Genomic DNA, 14,551 nt, shown 5'->3' with positions numbered 1-14,551 from the left:
AGATGAAACAAGGCACAGACTATGGTTATTCGTAGGTGTGTTCGATAGACTGGAACAACTATTCTTGCCTCGAAAGGAACATGTGCGCGTGAGCGATACCTCCAACACCGAAAAACTGCCCAGTGACGAGCAGTTGCGAGCAACTGTCGATCGAGTGTTGGGCAGAGCAGAATCACCGGAGAACACTCGGGTGCTTGATACTCGAGCTCGTGAGCTCTCTAACCTTACCCGTGAACACTCGTCCTACGATGGTGACCAGCAGGACCTCGCAGAGCGCCGTGCGTTGCGCCGTGTAGCCGGTCTCTCCACCGAGCTCGAAGACGTGACCGAAGTTGAATACCGCCAGTTGCGCCTTGAGCGCGTTGTACTTGCCGGGTTGTGGACCGAAGGCACCGTCCAGGACGCTGAAAACTCCCTGCGTGAGCTGGCAGCGCTTGCTGAAACCGCGGGTTCTGAAGTGCTGGACGGTTTGGTGCAGCGTCGCCTCAAACCAGATCCCGGTACCTTCTTGGGCTCAGGCAAAGCCCTAGAGCTCCAAGAAATTGTGGAGATGCACGGTGCCGATACCGTGATTGTTGATGCCGAACTCGCCCCCTCCCAGCGCCGCGCCCTTGAAGACGTGGTGAAGGTAAAAGTCATTGACCGCACCGCCCTGATTCTTGATATCTTCGCCCAGCACGCGAAATCACGCGAAGGTAAAGCTCAGGTGGAGCTCGCCCAGCTGGAATACATGCTTCCTCGTCTGCGCGGTTGGGGTGAATCCCTCTCTCGTCAGGCAGGTGGACGCGCCGCCAGTGGTGAAGGTATTGGCTCGCGTGGTCCCGGTGAAACCAAAATTGAACTTGACCGCCGCCGTCTGCGCTCGCGCATGGCGAAATTGCGCCGCGAAATTGCTCAGATGGCTCCTGCACGCGAGACTAAGCGTCTTAACCGCAAACGTAACCGTGTGCCCTCTGTTGCTATCGCAGGGTACACGAACGCGGGTAAGTCTTCGTTGCTCAACCGCCTGACCGATGCCGGTGTGTTGGTTGAAAACGCTCTGTTCGCAACCCTAGACCCCACCGTCCGTAAGGCTCAGACCCCTGACGGAGTAGGTTACACTCTCTCCGATACTGTGGGCTTTGTACGTTCCTTGCCTACCCAGCTGGTGGAGGCTTTCCGCTCCACCCTTGAAGAGGTAGCTGACGCTGATTTGATTGTGCATGTGGTAGACGTTTCGCACCCTGACCCCGAGGGGCAGATTCACGCGGTGCGTGAGGTTTTCACCGAGGTTGAGGCACAAAATATCCCCGAGATTGTTGTACTCAATAAGGCGGATGCCGCTGACCCCTTTGTGATTGAGCGTTTGCGTCAGCGTGAAGAAAACACCGTGGTGGTTTCGGCACGCACCGGTGAAGGTATTGAAGAGCTCAAGCAGCTGATTGCCGATATGATTCCCCGCCCCTCAATTGAGGTGCATCTGCTGGTGCCCTACAACCACGGAGAAATCGTCTCACGTTTGCATGAGTGGGACGCTGAAATTCTGCGTACCGCCTTTGTCTCAGATGGCACTTACGTTCAGGCACTCGTCCGCGAAGAAGTCGCGTCCGACTTGGCTGAATACGTGCTTGATGATGACCTGCTGGAAGTTCTGCAACCCGAAATTGAAGAGGCAGAGGTCACCGGCGCAACCGAAACGGTGCGCTAAATGTCAGGTCTGAGAGATGCCGATAGCCCCGTGCGTACCCCACTCACGGGTAATGAAATTGAAACTCTGCCCGGTGCCGCTGACGTTCTGGATCTTCTCGATACGGTAGTAGAGGCATCAGGCGGTCAGCGTCGTGACGGGCAGCGCCTCATGGCGGCTCATGTTGCCCAGTCTCTAGAACTTGACCGGCATTTGTTGGTTCAGGCTGGTACCGGCACGGGTAAGTCTTTAGCGTACCTGGTGCCCGCTGTTCACTTTGCCCAGCAGAGTGATAAGCCCATTATTGTTGCCACGGCGACCTTGGCTCTACAATCGCAGATTGTTAACCGAGATATTCCTCGCTTGTTGGAGTCCTTTGGTGACACTCCCGAGGCTGAAACTCAGGTTGCCATTCTCAAAGGGCGCAATAACTATGTCTGTGTCAATAAACTTGAGGGCGGTTACCCAGAGGACGAGCAGGACGCACTCTTTAGCGTCGATCCTGGCGGAACCACCGGCAGACTGGGCGAAGAAGTCATGCGCTTGCGCGCCTGGGCTGAAACCACTGATACCGGTGACCGTGATGAGCTGATTCCCGGTGTGAGCGATAAAGCTTGGCGTCAGGTTTCAGTTAGTTCAGCTGAATGCTTGGGGCGCAAATGCCCCTTGTTTGAATCGTGTTTTGCTGAGATGGCGAAGACGCGCGCTAATGAGTCTGATATTGTCATTACCAACCATGCCCTCTTAGCGATTAATTCCTTTGAGGGTATTGGGGTTTTACCCGAGCATGACACCGTCATCATCGATGAGGCACACGAGCTTGCCGACCGCGTGACCGGGGCAGTGACTGGTCTTCTCTCGCCGGTTATGGTGCAAGCTGCCGCCCGCAGCCTTAAGAAGAACACCAAAGCAGAATCTGCGCCCCTTGAAACGGCAGCTCGTAACCTCGAAACAGCGTTATTGGGCGTGCCCGCAGAACTACTGCCCCGAGGGTTACCCGAACGTATCGCTCATGCAATGAGCCAGGTGATGGATGCTGCGCGCACCGCTTTGTCAGAGACTAAGAGCGATGCAAAAGATTCTGATGCTGGTCGTCAGCTTGCCAGAGCGCGTCTCACCGAAGTCATGGAGCTCTCTGAGCGGATGCTCAACGCTGACGAGAAATACGAAGTTATTTGGGTATCTCGTGTGGGGTCCTGGGAACCTGGGCGCGGTTACGTCGCTGCTTCAGATACTGACCCTGCAACACTTCACGTAGCGCCGTTGTCTGTCGCCGGACGCCTGAGAGAAGGTCTGTTCGAAGACCGCACGGTGGTACTTACTTCGGCAACGCTGACGGTTGGTGAGTCTTTTGATTCTGTTGCCGGTGCTCTGGGACTGCAGGGCGCTGGTGCGCCTCGTTGGGAGGCCGTGGACGTTGGCTCTCCTTTTGACTACCCCAAGCAGGGTGTTCTTTACCTGGCTTCTGACCTGCCTAAACCTGGGCGCGGTGTATCGGAGGAGCAGCTTGAACGCGTCCTTGAACTGATTCAAGCTTCGCGCGGTGGCGCGCTCGGGCTTTTCTCCTCGAAGCGAGGAGCTGAGTTAGCTGCCGAATACGTTCGAAAGAGAACTGACCTCAATATTCTGGTACAGGGTGAATCTTCTTTGCGTGCCCTTGTTAAAGAGTTCGCTGAGGACACAGACTCGTGTCTGTTCGGCACCATGAGTTTGTGGCAGGGCGTTGATGTTCCGGGTGATGCGTGCCGTTTGGTCATGATGGATCGTATTCCGTTTCCACGCCCCGATGACCCCCTATCAGCGGCGCGTTCACGGTCTGTGGCGCAGGCTGGCGGTAATGGGTTCATGGCAGTCTCTGCCTATCACGCAGCGATTCGTATGGCGCAGGGAGCTGGACGTTTAGTGCGCTCGGTGAATGACCGTGGGGTTGTGGCGGTGCTCGACTCGCGTATTGCTACTCAACGTTATGGTTCCTACTTAGTCAAAGCGCTACCACCTTTTTGGACGACCCAAAACAAGGACCAAACGGTGGGTGCTTTGCAGCGGTTAGCGGCGACCATTGAACCCTCTTAGGCGGTACCCTACGCCAGAGTAACTCTGGTGTTCCCTCATAAATAAGAGGCGTTACCGCTTGAACCTACCCGCAGGTACGGGTGCTCCTTACAACGCCGATAGGTTCACACAACAAAACCCCGCTCAGGCTTATCTGATGTTGCAGATGAGCCAGAGCGGGGTTTGTTGCGTGAAATGTTTTTACAGGCTACGCAGTACCGAAACGACTTTGCCCATAATAGTTGCTTGGTCGCCGAGAATAGGCTCGTACTGGGTGTTTTGGGGAAGAAGCCAGGTATGACCGTCGCGCTGGCGGAAGGTTTTCACGGTTGCCTCATCATCGAGGAGCGCGGCTACGATATCACCGTTATTGGCGGTGCTCTGTGAACGCACTACCACCCAGTCACCATCCATAATAGCGGCGTCAATCATTGAGTCGCCTCGTACTTTAAGCATGAAGAGCTCGCCATTGCCGACCAACTGGCGGGGGAGGGAAAGCACATCTTCAACATTTTGTTCAGCGGTGATAGGGGCACCCGCTGCAATGCGACCCATCAGTGGCACTCGCGCGAGGGATTCATCAGCTGATTCAAAAGTGGGGAGCTGGGGCAGAGTAATAACTTCTGCGGTCTGTTCGGTAGTTGTACCTGGCTCATAGTCTAAGACCTCGATAGCGCGCGGACGCTTGGGGTCACGCCTGATGTAGCCCATCTTTTCAAGTCGTGCCAGCTGATGAGTAACAGATGAAAGAGAAGCTAGACCAACGATATCGCCAATTTCACGCATGGACGGCGGGTAGCCCTGCTCATTAATCGAGGTGGTGATTGCCGTCAAGATTCGGTGTTGACGGGTGGTCAGCGGGCGTCTGCGGTCGGCGGGCTGGCCGTGCGGAAAATCTGCAGTGTTGCTCACGGTCTACCTCGTTTCTGTTGGTCTTATCTGGCATAGAGGTTGCTGTCTTTACCCTGTTCTGACAGGAATCAGGTGCTATGTACCTTGGTCTTAGCCTATGCTACTTTTATTCGAAAACCAAACATTTGTTCTAATTTTCCTCGACTATATTCGAATTTTCTGATAGAACATATATGCGAACTTCGAACAAAAGTTCGAATATTAAGTGTTGAGGAGTAGATCATGAGCAGCGTAGTGATTCAGCGTCCGGTGCGCCCAGGTACCGCATTTTCTCGTGCCCATGCAGTTTTCGAACGCCCCCGCGCGTCCGCGCCGCAGAGCCCGGTTCAGCTTAAGGTCATCAAGCCCGCGCGTGCCCTGCCTGCTCAGAGGACTCCACGAGCTGAGCAGCCTATAATGCCCCACGTGGAACGACCCCGTCCGCGTTTTGGTATGCGCCGTCTTGCGCTGATGACTCTGGCGGCACTGGTGGCTTTGGGTGCTTTAGCATTCATTGTCCCTCGTGATGCCCAGGCGGGGGAGAGTCTTCGGGTATCTGAGGTTTCATACACCCTCACTGTGAAGCACGGGCAGTCTCTATGGGAAATTGCTCAGCAGGTGGAGCCCGAGCGCGATACTCGCGATGTGATGTCAGAGATTATGAAAATCAACGGGCTGACAGACACCGCTCTCTCAGCTGGCCAAGATTTGGAAATCCCTGTCACAAATCATTAATTGCTTTGATACACCGGTAGACTATCAGCGTGAGTGATGCATTAGACGCTATGAATAAGTTGCCGATTCGTGAAGACCTGCGGGGTCGTTCACCCTACGGCGCCCCCATGATTGACGTTCCGGTTACCCTCAACGTCAATGAAAATACGCATCCCATGCCGCAAGAGGTCATTGATGCTATTGGTCGAGAGGTTACTCAAGTAGCCTCTGCGCTTAACCGTTACCCTGACCGTGAGTTCGTGACCCTGCGCGAGGAGCTTGCCTCATTCTTAGGTCACGGCATCAGCCCCGAACAAGTTTGGGCTGCCAATGGCTCTAATGAAATTTTGCAGCAGTTGTTTCAGGTATTTGGCGGACCGGGCAGAAGCGTCATGAGCTTCGTGCCCACTTACTCCATGTATCCCTTGCTTGCTGATGGCACCAATACTAGCTTCATCGCCGGATCTCGTGCCGAGGATTTTTCACTTTCTGCGATTTCTGCCGTTGAGCAGGTGCGAGAGCATCAGCCAACCATCGTTGTGCTGTGTTCCCCTAACAACCCCACCGGCACCGGTCTGGGGCTTGAGGTTATCAAAAAGGTGTATGAGTCACTGAGCGAGTATAACGGCATATTGATTGTCGATGAAGCCTACGCTGAGTTCGCCCAAGACCCCGAGCAGACTGCCCTTACTCTGCTGCCATCCCGCCCTAACCTTGTTGTTACCCGAACCATGAGCAAGGCATTTGCCTTTGCGGGGGTGCGTTTGGGCTATTTTGCCGCTGATCCTGCCATCGCGGACGCCGTCCGTTTGGTACGGCTACCCTACCATCTCTCAAGCGTCACTCAGGCAACTGCTATTGCCGCTTTGCGTCATCGCACTCAACTACTTGCCAACGTTGAAGATATTAAGGTCGCCCGCGATCGCATCGTCCAAAGACTCACTGAGTTGGGACTGTCACCTGCAGCATCTGATTCTAACTTCGTCTTTTTCTCGGGCTTACAGGATGAAAAAGCCGCCTGGCAGTATCTGCTAGACAGAGGGATCCTGGTGCGAGATAACGGTATTCCCGGTCACCTGCGGGTCACCGCTGGAACGCAAGAAGAAACTACTCAATTTTTGCAGGCGCTTGAAGATTACCTGGTTGAAACGGGTGCTTACACGCGCGCATCAGATCACTAACCCGCCGACCACTATTGATGGATTCTTGAGCGTGTTATAGAACCGCTTAAAATCGAAAGAAGGACTAATCATGGCTCAGACCTCCACAGGCATTGGCCCACGCACCGCATCGATGCAGCGCACTACCAGCGAGTCTTCTATTAGTGTTGAGATTAACCTCGATGGTACCGGCGTTTCTACCATCGATACTTCGGTGCCTTTCTACGATCACATGCTCACCGCCCTCTCGAAGCACTCATTGATTGATATGAATATCAAAGCAACCGGTGATACTCATATCGATGTGCATCATACGGTGGAGGATACCGCTATTGTGCTGGGCGAGGTGCTCAAACAAGCGTTGGGAGATAAGGCGGGAATCCGCCGTTTTGGTCAGGCAATAGTTCCCCTTGATGAAGCTATCGCCTCGGCGGTCGTGGACATTTCGGGTAGACCTTATCTCGTGCATAGCGGCGAGCCAGATGGTTTTGAATTTCATCTGATTGGCGGTCACTTTACCGGTTCTATGGTGCGCCACCTCTTCGAGGCTTTCGCTTACCACGCCGGCATTTGCCTGCACATCAATGTTTTGGGTGGACGCGACCCCCACCATATTGCCGAGGCTGAGTTTAAAGCGCTAGCGCGAGCACTGCGCCAGGCTGTTGAGCCTGACCCGCGTCATAAGGACATTCCTTCTACGAAGGGCGCTCTCTAACGATGACTGTTGATGATAAGCCAACGGTAACCGTGCTTGATTACGGTGCCGGTAATATTCGCTCCGCCGTTCGCGCCTTAGAAGAAGCCGGGGCTATTGTTCGTCTTTCACGCGCTGAGGCTGATGTTTTGGGTGCTGATGGTCTAGTGGTGCCCGGTGTTGGTGCTTTCGACGCTGTTATGACAGGTCTCAAACAGGCTGATGCCCTGCGTATGATTGGTCGCAGGGTGGCGGGCGGACGTCCGGTGCTTGGTATATGCGTGGGTTTGCAGGTGCTTTTTGAGCGCGGTGTTGAGCACGGTATTGAGTCTGAGGGTATGGGTGAGTGGCCCGGCACTGTCGAGAAACTCAAGGCTGAGGTTGTACCTCACATGGGGTGGAACACCGTTGAGGTGCCTGAAGGCTCAACCCTGTTCAGGGGCATTGAGAGTGAGCGTTTCTATTTTGTGCATTCGTACGGTGTGCAACGGTGGGAGTTTGACCAGAACAATGAGTCGATGGTGCCCCCTCAAGTGACCTGGTCACACCACGGTGCTCCTTTCATCGCTGCTGTTGAGAACGGGCCGCTGAGCGCAACCCAGTTTCACCCCGAAAAATCGGGGGATGCAGGTATCGCCCTTTTGCGTAATTGGGTTGGCTCCCTTCCGCGTACCGGCAGATTGAAGGAGGGCATCTAGGTGAGTCCCACAGTTTCAGCACTGGTTTTGATGGTTTTTGGTTTTTTCCTTTTGGGCGGAGCTTTTTCTTTTTATCAGCAGAAGCTACCTATCGTAGCTACTGCTGTTGTTGCCCTCTTAGGTTTGGTTGTTCTCGTCTACGGCGGGTACGTTCTTTTTAATTATTAGTAGATGGGTACCCAGTGCTCCCGCGAGTGGGGTGGGTATCTATGAATAGTTTTCTCGCTAAGGAGTTAAACATGAATAAAAGACTCGAACTGCTGCCGGCAGTGGATGTAGCTGATGGTCAGGCTGTGCGCCTGGTTCAGGGTGAAGCTGGCTCAGAAACAGGTTATGGCGATCCTGTTGAAGCGGCTCTGGCATGGCAGAATGCTGGTGCTGAGTGGCTTCACCTCGTTGATCTTGATGCGGCATTTGGTAGGGGAGATAATCTCGATGTTCTCCAGCGAGTTGCAGCTGCCCTTGATATTAAGATTGAGATGTCAGGTGGTATTCGTGATGATGAGTCTTTGGAACGTGCGCTGAGCCTCAAGCCTGCCCGTATTAACTTGGGTACTGCAGCCCTTGAGAATCCTGAGTGGACCCGTCGCGTCATTGCTGAACATGGTGATGTGATTGCTGTGGGCCTGGATGTTCGTGGAACCACCCTTGCTGCCCGTGGTTGGACGAAGGAGGGCGGCGATTTGTGGGACGTGCTTGATCGCCTTGAAGCTGATGGCTGTGCTCGCTATGTGGTGACGGACGTGACCAAGGACGGTACCTTGCAGGGGCCCAACCTTGAGCTTCTGAAGCAGGTTGCTGAACGTACGGATAAGCCGGTTGTTGCCTCCGGCGGTATCTCTAACCTTGAGGATATTCGCGCTTTGCGTGAGCTCGTAGAATACGGGGTAGAAGGTGCCATTATGGGTAAGGCGTTGTACGCCGGTAAGTTCACTTTGGAAGAAGCCCTTGATGTTGCGGGGCACCCCGAGTAATGGCTGAAGAGTTTGCAACTCAGCGTTCTTCATCCCCGCGCCAGCTACCTGCTCATATTGCTGCTCAGCTTGCTAGTGCTGGTCGTGAAACCGATACCGGTGGTCAGCCGTGGGCTGGGCGTAATCTGGGTGAGGGTACATCGCATACTCATCAGTTTCCCGATGATTCAGGTGCTGCGGATGCTCGTTTGCAGTTAGTTCTTGAGGCTTTTGCTGATGGACGCGCGGGTGAGGCTGAGGTGGTTGCTGCCCTTCGTGATACTCGTGTGTTTGCTGCTGTGGTGGCTCAGCTGACTCAGGCGCATGTGACTGATGAGGGGCTGGTCTCTGATAAAGAGTCAGATATGGCACTGGTGAGCATTCAGGCTCCGGACGGTCGTAAGGCGTTACCCCTGTTCACCAGCACTGAGGGGCTGACGAGCTGGCATGAGCAGGCGCGTCCTGTTGCTGCGGATATTCGAAAGACCGCGTTGAGTGCTGTGGACGATGGCAATCAATTATTGGTGATTAACCCTGGTGATGATGTGACGTTCGTGGTGAGACGCCCGGCTCTGTGGGCGCTGGCTAAGGACGAGTCATGGGTTCCTTCCTATTGTGACCCGGAGATTAGCCGTGAGCTGACCGCCTTGGCGCAGGGTATCGGCAGCATTGTGCAGGTGCGTGTATCGAGGGGCGAGGGATCCAACACGGCTCACCGCTCGGGGAAAGTTCTTGACGGTGGCGGCTCTGGCCCTGAGCTGAAGATTACGCTGGTGCTTGCTCCCGGCTTAGACCGTGAAGGCTTGAACACTGTGGTTGGAGCCTACCAGCAAAAGTTGGCGACCTCTCAGGTTATTTCTGACAAGGTCGATTCTGTGCAGATGGCTCTTATCTCTGCGCAGGAGCATTGAGCGCATACAGTAAAACTGCCGGGGCTACTTGATATATCAAGTAGCCCCGGCAGTATGAGTAAGTGCGGTGTCATTACTGTTTGCGTAGGTTGGTGCCTATCTAAGCATGTTTAGAAAACGGGTCCGGTGAACTTTTCGCCGGGGCCGGCTCCGGGAGCATCGGGAATAGTGGATGCTTCTTTGAAAGCCAGCTGTAGAGTGCGCAGACCATCGCGCAGGGGAGCTGCGTGCTGGGAGCCAATCTCAGGGGACGCTGCGGTGAGGAACCCTGCAAGAGCGGTAATGAGCTTGCGGGCTTCGTCCAGGTCTTTGAGTTCTTCTGCGTTTTCATCAGCAGCCAAACCGCACTTGACGGCTGCGGCGCTCATGAGGTGAACAGCTGCGGTGGTAATGATTTCGACTGCGGGAACTTCGGCGATATCGCGCATCTGCGCGTTCACAGCGTCGATTTCTTCGGCAGTGGGTTCGTAGCTTGAGGTTTGCTTAGTTTCGGGGGCTGAATCCTCGAAGCGGAAAGCATTCTGATTTTCGTTAGTCATGCTCTAAGAATCTCACAGAGCGCGGGTGGCTCAAAAATTAAGGTCACACCGTATAAAAGTGGGGTGCGTAACTTAAATCATGGTGTGGGGTAGCAGACCTTGTGAAATCCCTTTAACCTGTGTAAAATATTGAGAAGTTTGCAAGCGAAAGACTAGAGCTTTCCACCTGCTTCAACCTCACGGTTGACGGGTACAGTGGTAAAACATGCCGCTTACAGTAGAGCCTCGTACCTAACTGTAAGACCGGGTTTTGCTTAAGTTTTGAGCCTTCGCTTGCGCTGTCGCAGGGAAGGCTTTTTTCGTGTGGCAGTTCAAGAATGAAATGTTAAAAGGGGTTCGCGCCCCACCCTAGTACAGGAGCTGTGCCATTAGCGATCCACGTATCAATGAAAGAATCCGCGTTCCCGAGGTCCGTCTTGTCGGTCCGGGCGGCGAGCAGGTAGGCATCGTTCGCGTTGAAGATGCTCTGCGTCTGGCGCGCGAATCTGATCTTGACTTGGTTGAAGTCGCGCCGAACGCTAAGCCTCCGGTGTGCAAGCTGATGGACTTCGGCAAGTTCAAGTACGAGGCTGCTGTCAAGGCGCGTGAATCCCGCAAGAAGCAGGTCAATTCTGCTTTGAAGGAAATCCGTTTCCGTCTTAAGATTGACACCCATGACTATGAAACCAAGGTGGGTCACGCACGTCGTTTTCTCACCGGTGGTGACAAAGTCAAGGCTATGATTCAGTTCCGTGGTCGTGAACAGCAACGCCCCGAGATGGGTGTGCGCCTGCTTAGGCGTATGGCTACCGACCTGGCAGGGGTTAGCACCGTTGAGTCTAACCCCCGCGTCGATGGTCGCAACATGGTGATGGTTCTTGCCCCGCTTCGCGGCAAGGCAGAATCACGCCAGAATGTAGCCAAGGCATCAGGCGGGCGCAAGGGTCGCGAACGCATTGACACCACCACTGCTACTCCCGTGTCTAACTCTCTGGCAGATGCAATGCCCGAAGAGTTGAAGGCTCAGGCGTCAGCAGAGAAACAGAACTGACAGTCGGTACGCACTTCAATAATCGGGCGTTTACCCATGCCCGGTTGAGTGCTTGGCTGCTAGATACTTCTAATGAAGAAGCGATCGATAAGCCAACCTTTCGAGGTGGCACTTTTGCCCCTTGCGGGTGAAAGCGTCACAAACCAAGTTTCCTGCGCTTTGAAATGAAGATGCAGGCTATACGTAAGGAGAACGGCAGATATGCCGAAGCAGAAGACCCACTCTGGTGCTAAAAAGCGCTTCAAGCTCACCGGTACTGGCAAGGTAAAGCGCCAGCAGGCAAACCGTCGCCACTACCTGGAGCACAAGTCATCACGCGTGACCCGTCGTCTGGCATCAGACCAGATTGTAACCGGTGGTCAGGCTAAAGTCATCAAGAAGATGCTGGGTAAGTAAACCCTTTTGCATCTCGTTGTTGCGAAAGTAAAGTTTTTTCGCACCTAACATTTTTCAAACTCGCTCCTGCTACTGGCATTTTTCTCTAGCCGGTAGGGGACATAAGACGAAGGAGAACACACGTGGCACGTGTGAAGCGCGCGGTTAACGCGCATAAGAAGCGTCGCGTCATTCTGGAACGCGCATCAGGTTACCGTGGTCAGCGATCACGCCTTTACCGTAAGGCAAAAGAGCAGGTCATTCACTCGCTGGTGTACAGCTACGACCACCGTCGTAAAAAGAAGGGTGACTTCCGTCGCCTGTGGATTCAGCGTATCAACGCTGCAGCTCGCGCTGAAGGTCTGACTTACAACCGTTTCATCCAAGGTCTGAAAGCTGCTGAGGTTGAGGTTGACCGTCGTATGCTGGCTGAGCTGGCTGTAAACGATGCAGAGGCTTTCTCAGCTCTGGTTCAGATCGCTAAGGACAACCTGCCTGAAGACACTTCAGCACCCAAGGTTGCCTAAGCATTTGATTTCACAGCTTGAATAAGCTGAAAAAAAGGGGACGCAGCGTCTTTCCTGTTACAGGAAAGACGCAGCGTTCTTTTTGTTTTCTGGGTTGTGTGATCCGCTCTAAGCGTCCGTGGTCCACTGGACGGTGGATAGGGTAATGACTGTTGTAGAGAGACATAACGGATGGACGTGTGTACACCGACCTTGTGACGGTATATCTCAATGACAAAACCTCATCTTTTTAAGGAGTAGAGATAATGCGTCAGCAGAAGAAAATCAATCCGGGCTATGTAAGTGCTTTGTGGGTATTTTTACCCCTCTTTGGTTTCTTGTACACCATATGGGGTTGGCCGCTGGGGTCTATTTTGACTTTGGTAGTGCCCTATTTTGCGGTGACCCTCGTGCTGACTGTTGTTGCTATTCGTCAGTACCGAGAAGATTGTGACAGAAATAGTTAGAGTTGTTTTTGCGAAAAAAGATGCGGTCTCCGCTCCAGCACGGGGTGGATACCGCATCTTTCTTTACGGTTTACATCGGTAGGCTACGGGGTTAACGATTGTGCCCAGGTAATGACTTCCTCGGCTGGCTTACGGTTTTTGGGCCAGGGCAGATCTTGCTGGCGGTAGCCCAGCGCGAGCATGGTGACGATGCCTTCTTCTTCGGGGTCTAGAATTTTGTGTTCAGCTAGCAGGTTGTTAGCTTTTTGTACGTTGAAGCCTTCAATGGGGCAGGAGTCAATATTGATTAGAGCTGCTGCGGTCATCATATTGCCTAAGGCAATGTAGGTCTGTTTCGCTGCCCAGTCAAAGAGCGCGCGATCAGTGTCTAGTTGCATGTCATCGACCTGAAAGTTTTTGTAGGTCTCAATAGCCTTGGCGTAATCTTCAGGTGAGAGGTTGCGGCTTTCTAGGGAAGCTTGCATGTGCGGACCATTGTAGTGCATATTGCGCTTTGCGAGTAGAAGAACAAAGTGGCTGGCGCTATCCAGCTGTCGGGCTGCGCCCCAGCTAAAGGGCTTGAGCGCTTCTTTGACCTCGGGGTTTTCCAAGACTACGAAACGCCAGCCTTGTCCGCCCACAGAGCTGGGGGAGAGACGGGCGACTTCCAGGATGTAATCCATGTCTTCGCGGGTGATTTTTTTCTCGGGGTCAAAAAATTTGATGGCGCTTCGACGTTCGCTGGCTTCAAGAACTAGGTTTTTGATCTCTTTGTTCTGCACGGAGTAGCTCCTTGTATTATTTCTACGCTGCCCGTAATTGTCATAGGTAGTTTCGCATAACACTGTACAGGGAGTGAATATTCCCTCTCGCGGGTCAGCGCCGCCACAGTTTCGGGGTTGAATTTACGAGAGCGTCCTTGCCCACATACCCCCTCAATGGTGAGCTGAGGCGTGAGAGAATAGAAACTATGGATTTTAGAGAACGCCTTTGCACTCCCGTTATTATGGAAAACCCTCACGCTGATCGCGTGAAAGATATCGCGAAACTTGCTACCCGTACGGGGCGCAATAAAAAGAACCAGTTTTTGGTGGAGGGACCACAGGCGGTGCGGGAGGCTCTCAAAGCTCACCAGCAGCGTCCGGTGCTTGACGCAGTGTACATTACTGAATCAGCCTTTGACCGTCACGATGACATTGTTGAGCTGATGGAAGAAGTACATGGCACACCCACCCCCGAGCAGGGGCGTAAGGTCTTCATGCGTATGGTGACCGACGAGGTGCTGGATGCGATGGCTGAATCCGTTTCACCGCAGGGCATCATTGCTGTGAGCTTCATGTTCGATGTGACTCCTGCTGACATTTGGGGTGCTGAGGGTATCAACCCCCGACTGGTTGCTGTGCTGGCACGTGTACAAGACCCTGGTAATGCGGGCACCATCTTCCGCGCAGCCGATGCTGCCGGTGCTGATTTGATTGTGTGTACCAAGGGCACCGTCGATTTGTATAACCCCAAGGCGGTGCGTTCTACTGCGGGCTCAATCTTTCACGTGCCGGTGATCTCCGGTGTGGATCTTGAAGAGTTTGCTGAGGACGCGAAGGCTCAGGGCATCGGCGTACTGGCAGCCGATGGCTACGGTCGTGTCAATATCTATGATCTCGAAGATGCCGCTGCTGCTCAGCGTTTCGGCGTTGAACTAGAGAAGAAAACTAAGTATGACCTATCGCAGAAAACCATGTGGCTCTTTGGCAACGAAGCCCAGGGGCTGAACGCTGAAGAGAAACGCGCTGCGACCCTTCGCGTAGCGGTTCCCGTACACGGTCAGGCAGAATCCCTGAACGTTGGTATTGCTTCTGCTGTGTGTCTGTACGCTTCGGCTCGTGCTCAGAACGCCACCGGAACGGTAGCGAGCTAAT

Annotated in this window: 17 protein-coding genes; 14 read left to right on the top strand and 3 right to left on the bottom strand. The window is 53.8% G+C overall.

Going from position 1 to position 14,551, the window contains the following annotated elements:
* Positions 1-88: 88 nt before the first annotated feature.
* Positions 89-1,687, top strand: a complete 1,599-nt coding sequence (gene hflX / locus JR346_RS07385; protein ID WP_370592574.1) for a GTPase HflX — start codon at positions 89-91, stop codon at positions 1,685-1,687.
* Positions 1,688-3,739 carry an ATP-dependent DNA helicase gene (locus JR346_RS07380; RefSeq protein WP_205482110.1) on the top strand — a complete coding sequence of 684 codons (2,052 nt, stop codon included), beginning with the start codon at positions 1,688-1,690 and terminating at the stop codon, positions 3,737-3,739. It abuts the gene before it with no gap.
* Positions 3,740-3,919: 180 nt separating this feature from the next.
* Here JR346_RS07380 and lexA read toward each other — a convergent pair whose 3' ends face one another.
* Complete coding sequence (gene lexA, locus JR346_RS07375) at positions 3,920-4,630, bottom strand: transcriptional repressor LexA (protein WP_205482109.1); 711 nt, start codon at positions 4,628-4,630, stop codon at positions 3,920-3,922.
* Positions 4,631-4,852: 222 nt separating this feature from the next.
* On the opposite strand from lexA, the gene JR346_RS07370 reads away from it, so the two are divergent.
* From JR346_RS07370 to JR346_RS07340, 7 genes are all read left to right on the top strand, one after another.
* Entirely contained in the window at positions 4,853-5,344 is a 492-nt protein-coding gene (locus JR346_RS07370; protein WP_205482108.1) for a LysM peptidoglycan-binding domain-containing protein, read from the top strand.
* Between the two features lie 29 nt (positions 5,345-5,373).
* Positions 5,374-6,504 carry a histidinol-phosphate transaminase gene (locus JR346_RS07365; protein WP_204877265.1) on the top strand — a complete coding sequence of 377 codons (1,131 nt, stop codon included), beginning with the start codon at positions 5,374-5,376 and terminating at the stop codon, positions 6,502-6,504.
* Positions 6,505-6,574: 70 nt separating this feature from the next.
* Entirely contained in the window at positions 6,575-7,198 is a 624-nt protein-coding gene (gene hisB / locus JR346_RS07360) for an imidazoleglycerol-phosphate dehydratase HisB (RefSeq protein ID WP_204877264.1), read from the top strand.
* A 2-nt stretch (positions 7,199-7,200) separates the two neighbouring features.
* On the top strand, positions 7,201-7,875 hold the full coding sequence (gene hisH, locus JR346_RS07355) for an imidazole glycerol phosphate synthase subunit HisH (protein WP_204877263.1): 675 nt from the start codon (positions 7,201-7,203) through the stop codon (positions 7,873-7,875).
* Entirely contained in the window at positions 7,876-8,043 is a 168-nt protein-coding gene (locus JR346_RS07350) for a hypothetical protein (protein ID WP_204877262.1), read from the top strand.
* A 71-nt stretch (positions 8,044-8,114) separates the two neighbouring features.
* On the top strand, positions 8,115-8,849 hold the full coding sequence (priA, locus tag JR346_RS07345) for a bifunctional 1-(5-phosphoribosyl)-5-((5-phosphoribosylamino)methylideneamino)imidazole-4-carboxamide isomerase/phosphoribosylanthranilate isomerase PriA (RefSeq protein WP_204877261.1): 735 nt from the start codon (positions 8,115-8,117) through the stop codon (positions 8,847-8,849).
* Positions 8,849-9,739: an SseB family protein gene (locus tag JR346_RS07340; RefSeq protein ID WP_205482107.1), complete on the top strand. Its 891-nt coding sequence runs from the start codon at positions 8,849-8,851 to the stop codon at positions 9,737-9,739. The genes priA and JR346_RS07340 overlap by 1 nt, the downstream gene beginning before the upstream one ends.
* Before the next feature lie 110 nt (positions 9,740-9,849).
* Here the strand turns inward: JR346_RS07340 and JR346_RS07335 are convergent, their stop codons facing one another.
* Positions 9,850-10,278 (bottom strand): DUF1844 domain-containing protein, encoded by a 429-nt coding sequence (locus JR346_RS07335; protein ID WP_205482106.1) that lies wholly within the window; start codon positions 10,276-10,278, stop codon positions 9,850-9,852.
* A 367-nt stretch (positions 10,279-10,645) separates the two neighbouring features.
* Here JR346_RS07335 and infC point away from each other — a divergent pair, with 367 nt between their 5' ends.
* The 4 genes from infC to JR346_RS07315 all read left to right on the top strand — a co-directional run bounded on the left by infC (position 10,646) and on the right by JR346_RS07315 (position 12,656).
* On the top strand, positions 10,646-11,308 hold the full coding sequence (gene infC / locus JR346_RS07330) for a translation initiation factor IF-3 (RefSeq protein ID WP_205483928.1): 663 nt from the start codon (positions 10,646-10,648) through the stop codon (positions 11,306-11,308).
* Positions 11,309-11,509: 201 nt separating this feature from the next.
* On the top strand, positions 11,510-11,704 hold the full coding sequence (gene rpmI / locus JR346_RS07325; protein WP_204877258.1) for a 50S ribosomal protein L35: 195 nt from the start codon (positions 11,510-11,512) through the stop codon (positions 11,702-11,704).
* 122 nt (positions 11,705-11,826) lie between these two features.
* Entirely contained in the window at positions 11,827-12,210 is a 384-nt protein-coding gene (rplT, locus tag JR346_RS07320; RefSeq protein ID WP_204877257.1) for a 50S ribosomal protein L20, read from the top strand.
* 245 nt (positions 12,211-12,455) lie between these two features.
* Positions 12,456-12,656 carry a hypothetical protein gene (locus tag JR346_RS07315; RefSeq protein WP_204877256.1) on the top strand — a complete coding sequence of 67 codons (201 nt, stop codon included), beginning with the start codon at positions 12,456-12,458 and terminating at the stop codon, positions 12,654-12,656.
* An 83-nt stretch (positions 12,657-12,739) separates the two neighbouring features.
* On the opposite strand, the gene JR346_RS07310 is transcribed toward JR346_RS07315, so the two are convergent.
* Positions 12,740-13,417, bottom strand: a complete 678-nt coding sequence (locus JR346_RS07310; protein ID WP_240333908.1) for an NAD(P)H-dependent oxidoreductase — start codon at positions 13,415-13,417, stop codon at positions 12,740-12,742.
* A 188-nt stretch (positions 13,418-13,605) separates the two neighbouring features.
* On the opposite strand from JR346_RS07310, the gene JR346_RS07305 reads away from it, so the two are divergent.
* Positions 13,606-14,550, top strand: a complete 945-nt coding sequence (locus JR346_RS07305) for an RNA methyltransferase (RefSeq protein WP_205482105.1) — start codon at positions 13,606-13,608, stop codon at positions 14,548-14,550.
* Position 14,551 lies beyond the last annotated feature (1 nt).

The organism is Rothia sp. ZJ932, from assembly GCF_016924835.1.
Classification (GTDB): domain Bacteria; phylum Actinomycetota; class Actinomycetes; order Actinomycetales; family Micrococcaceae; genus Rothia.
This window is presented reverse-complemented; position numbering and strand designations above follow the sequence as displayed.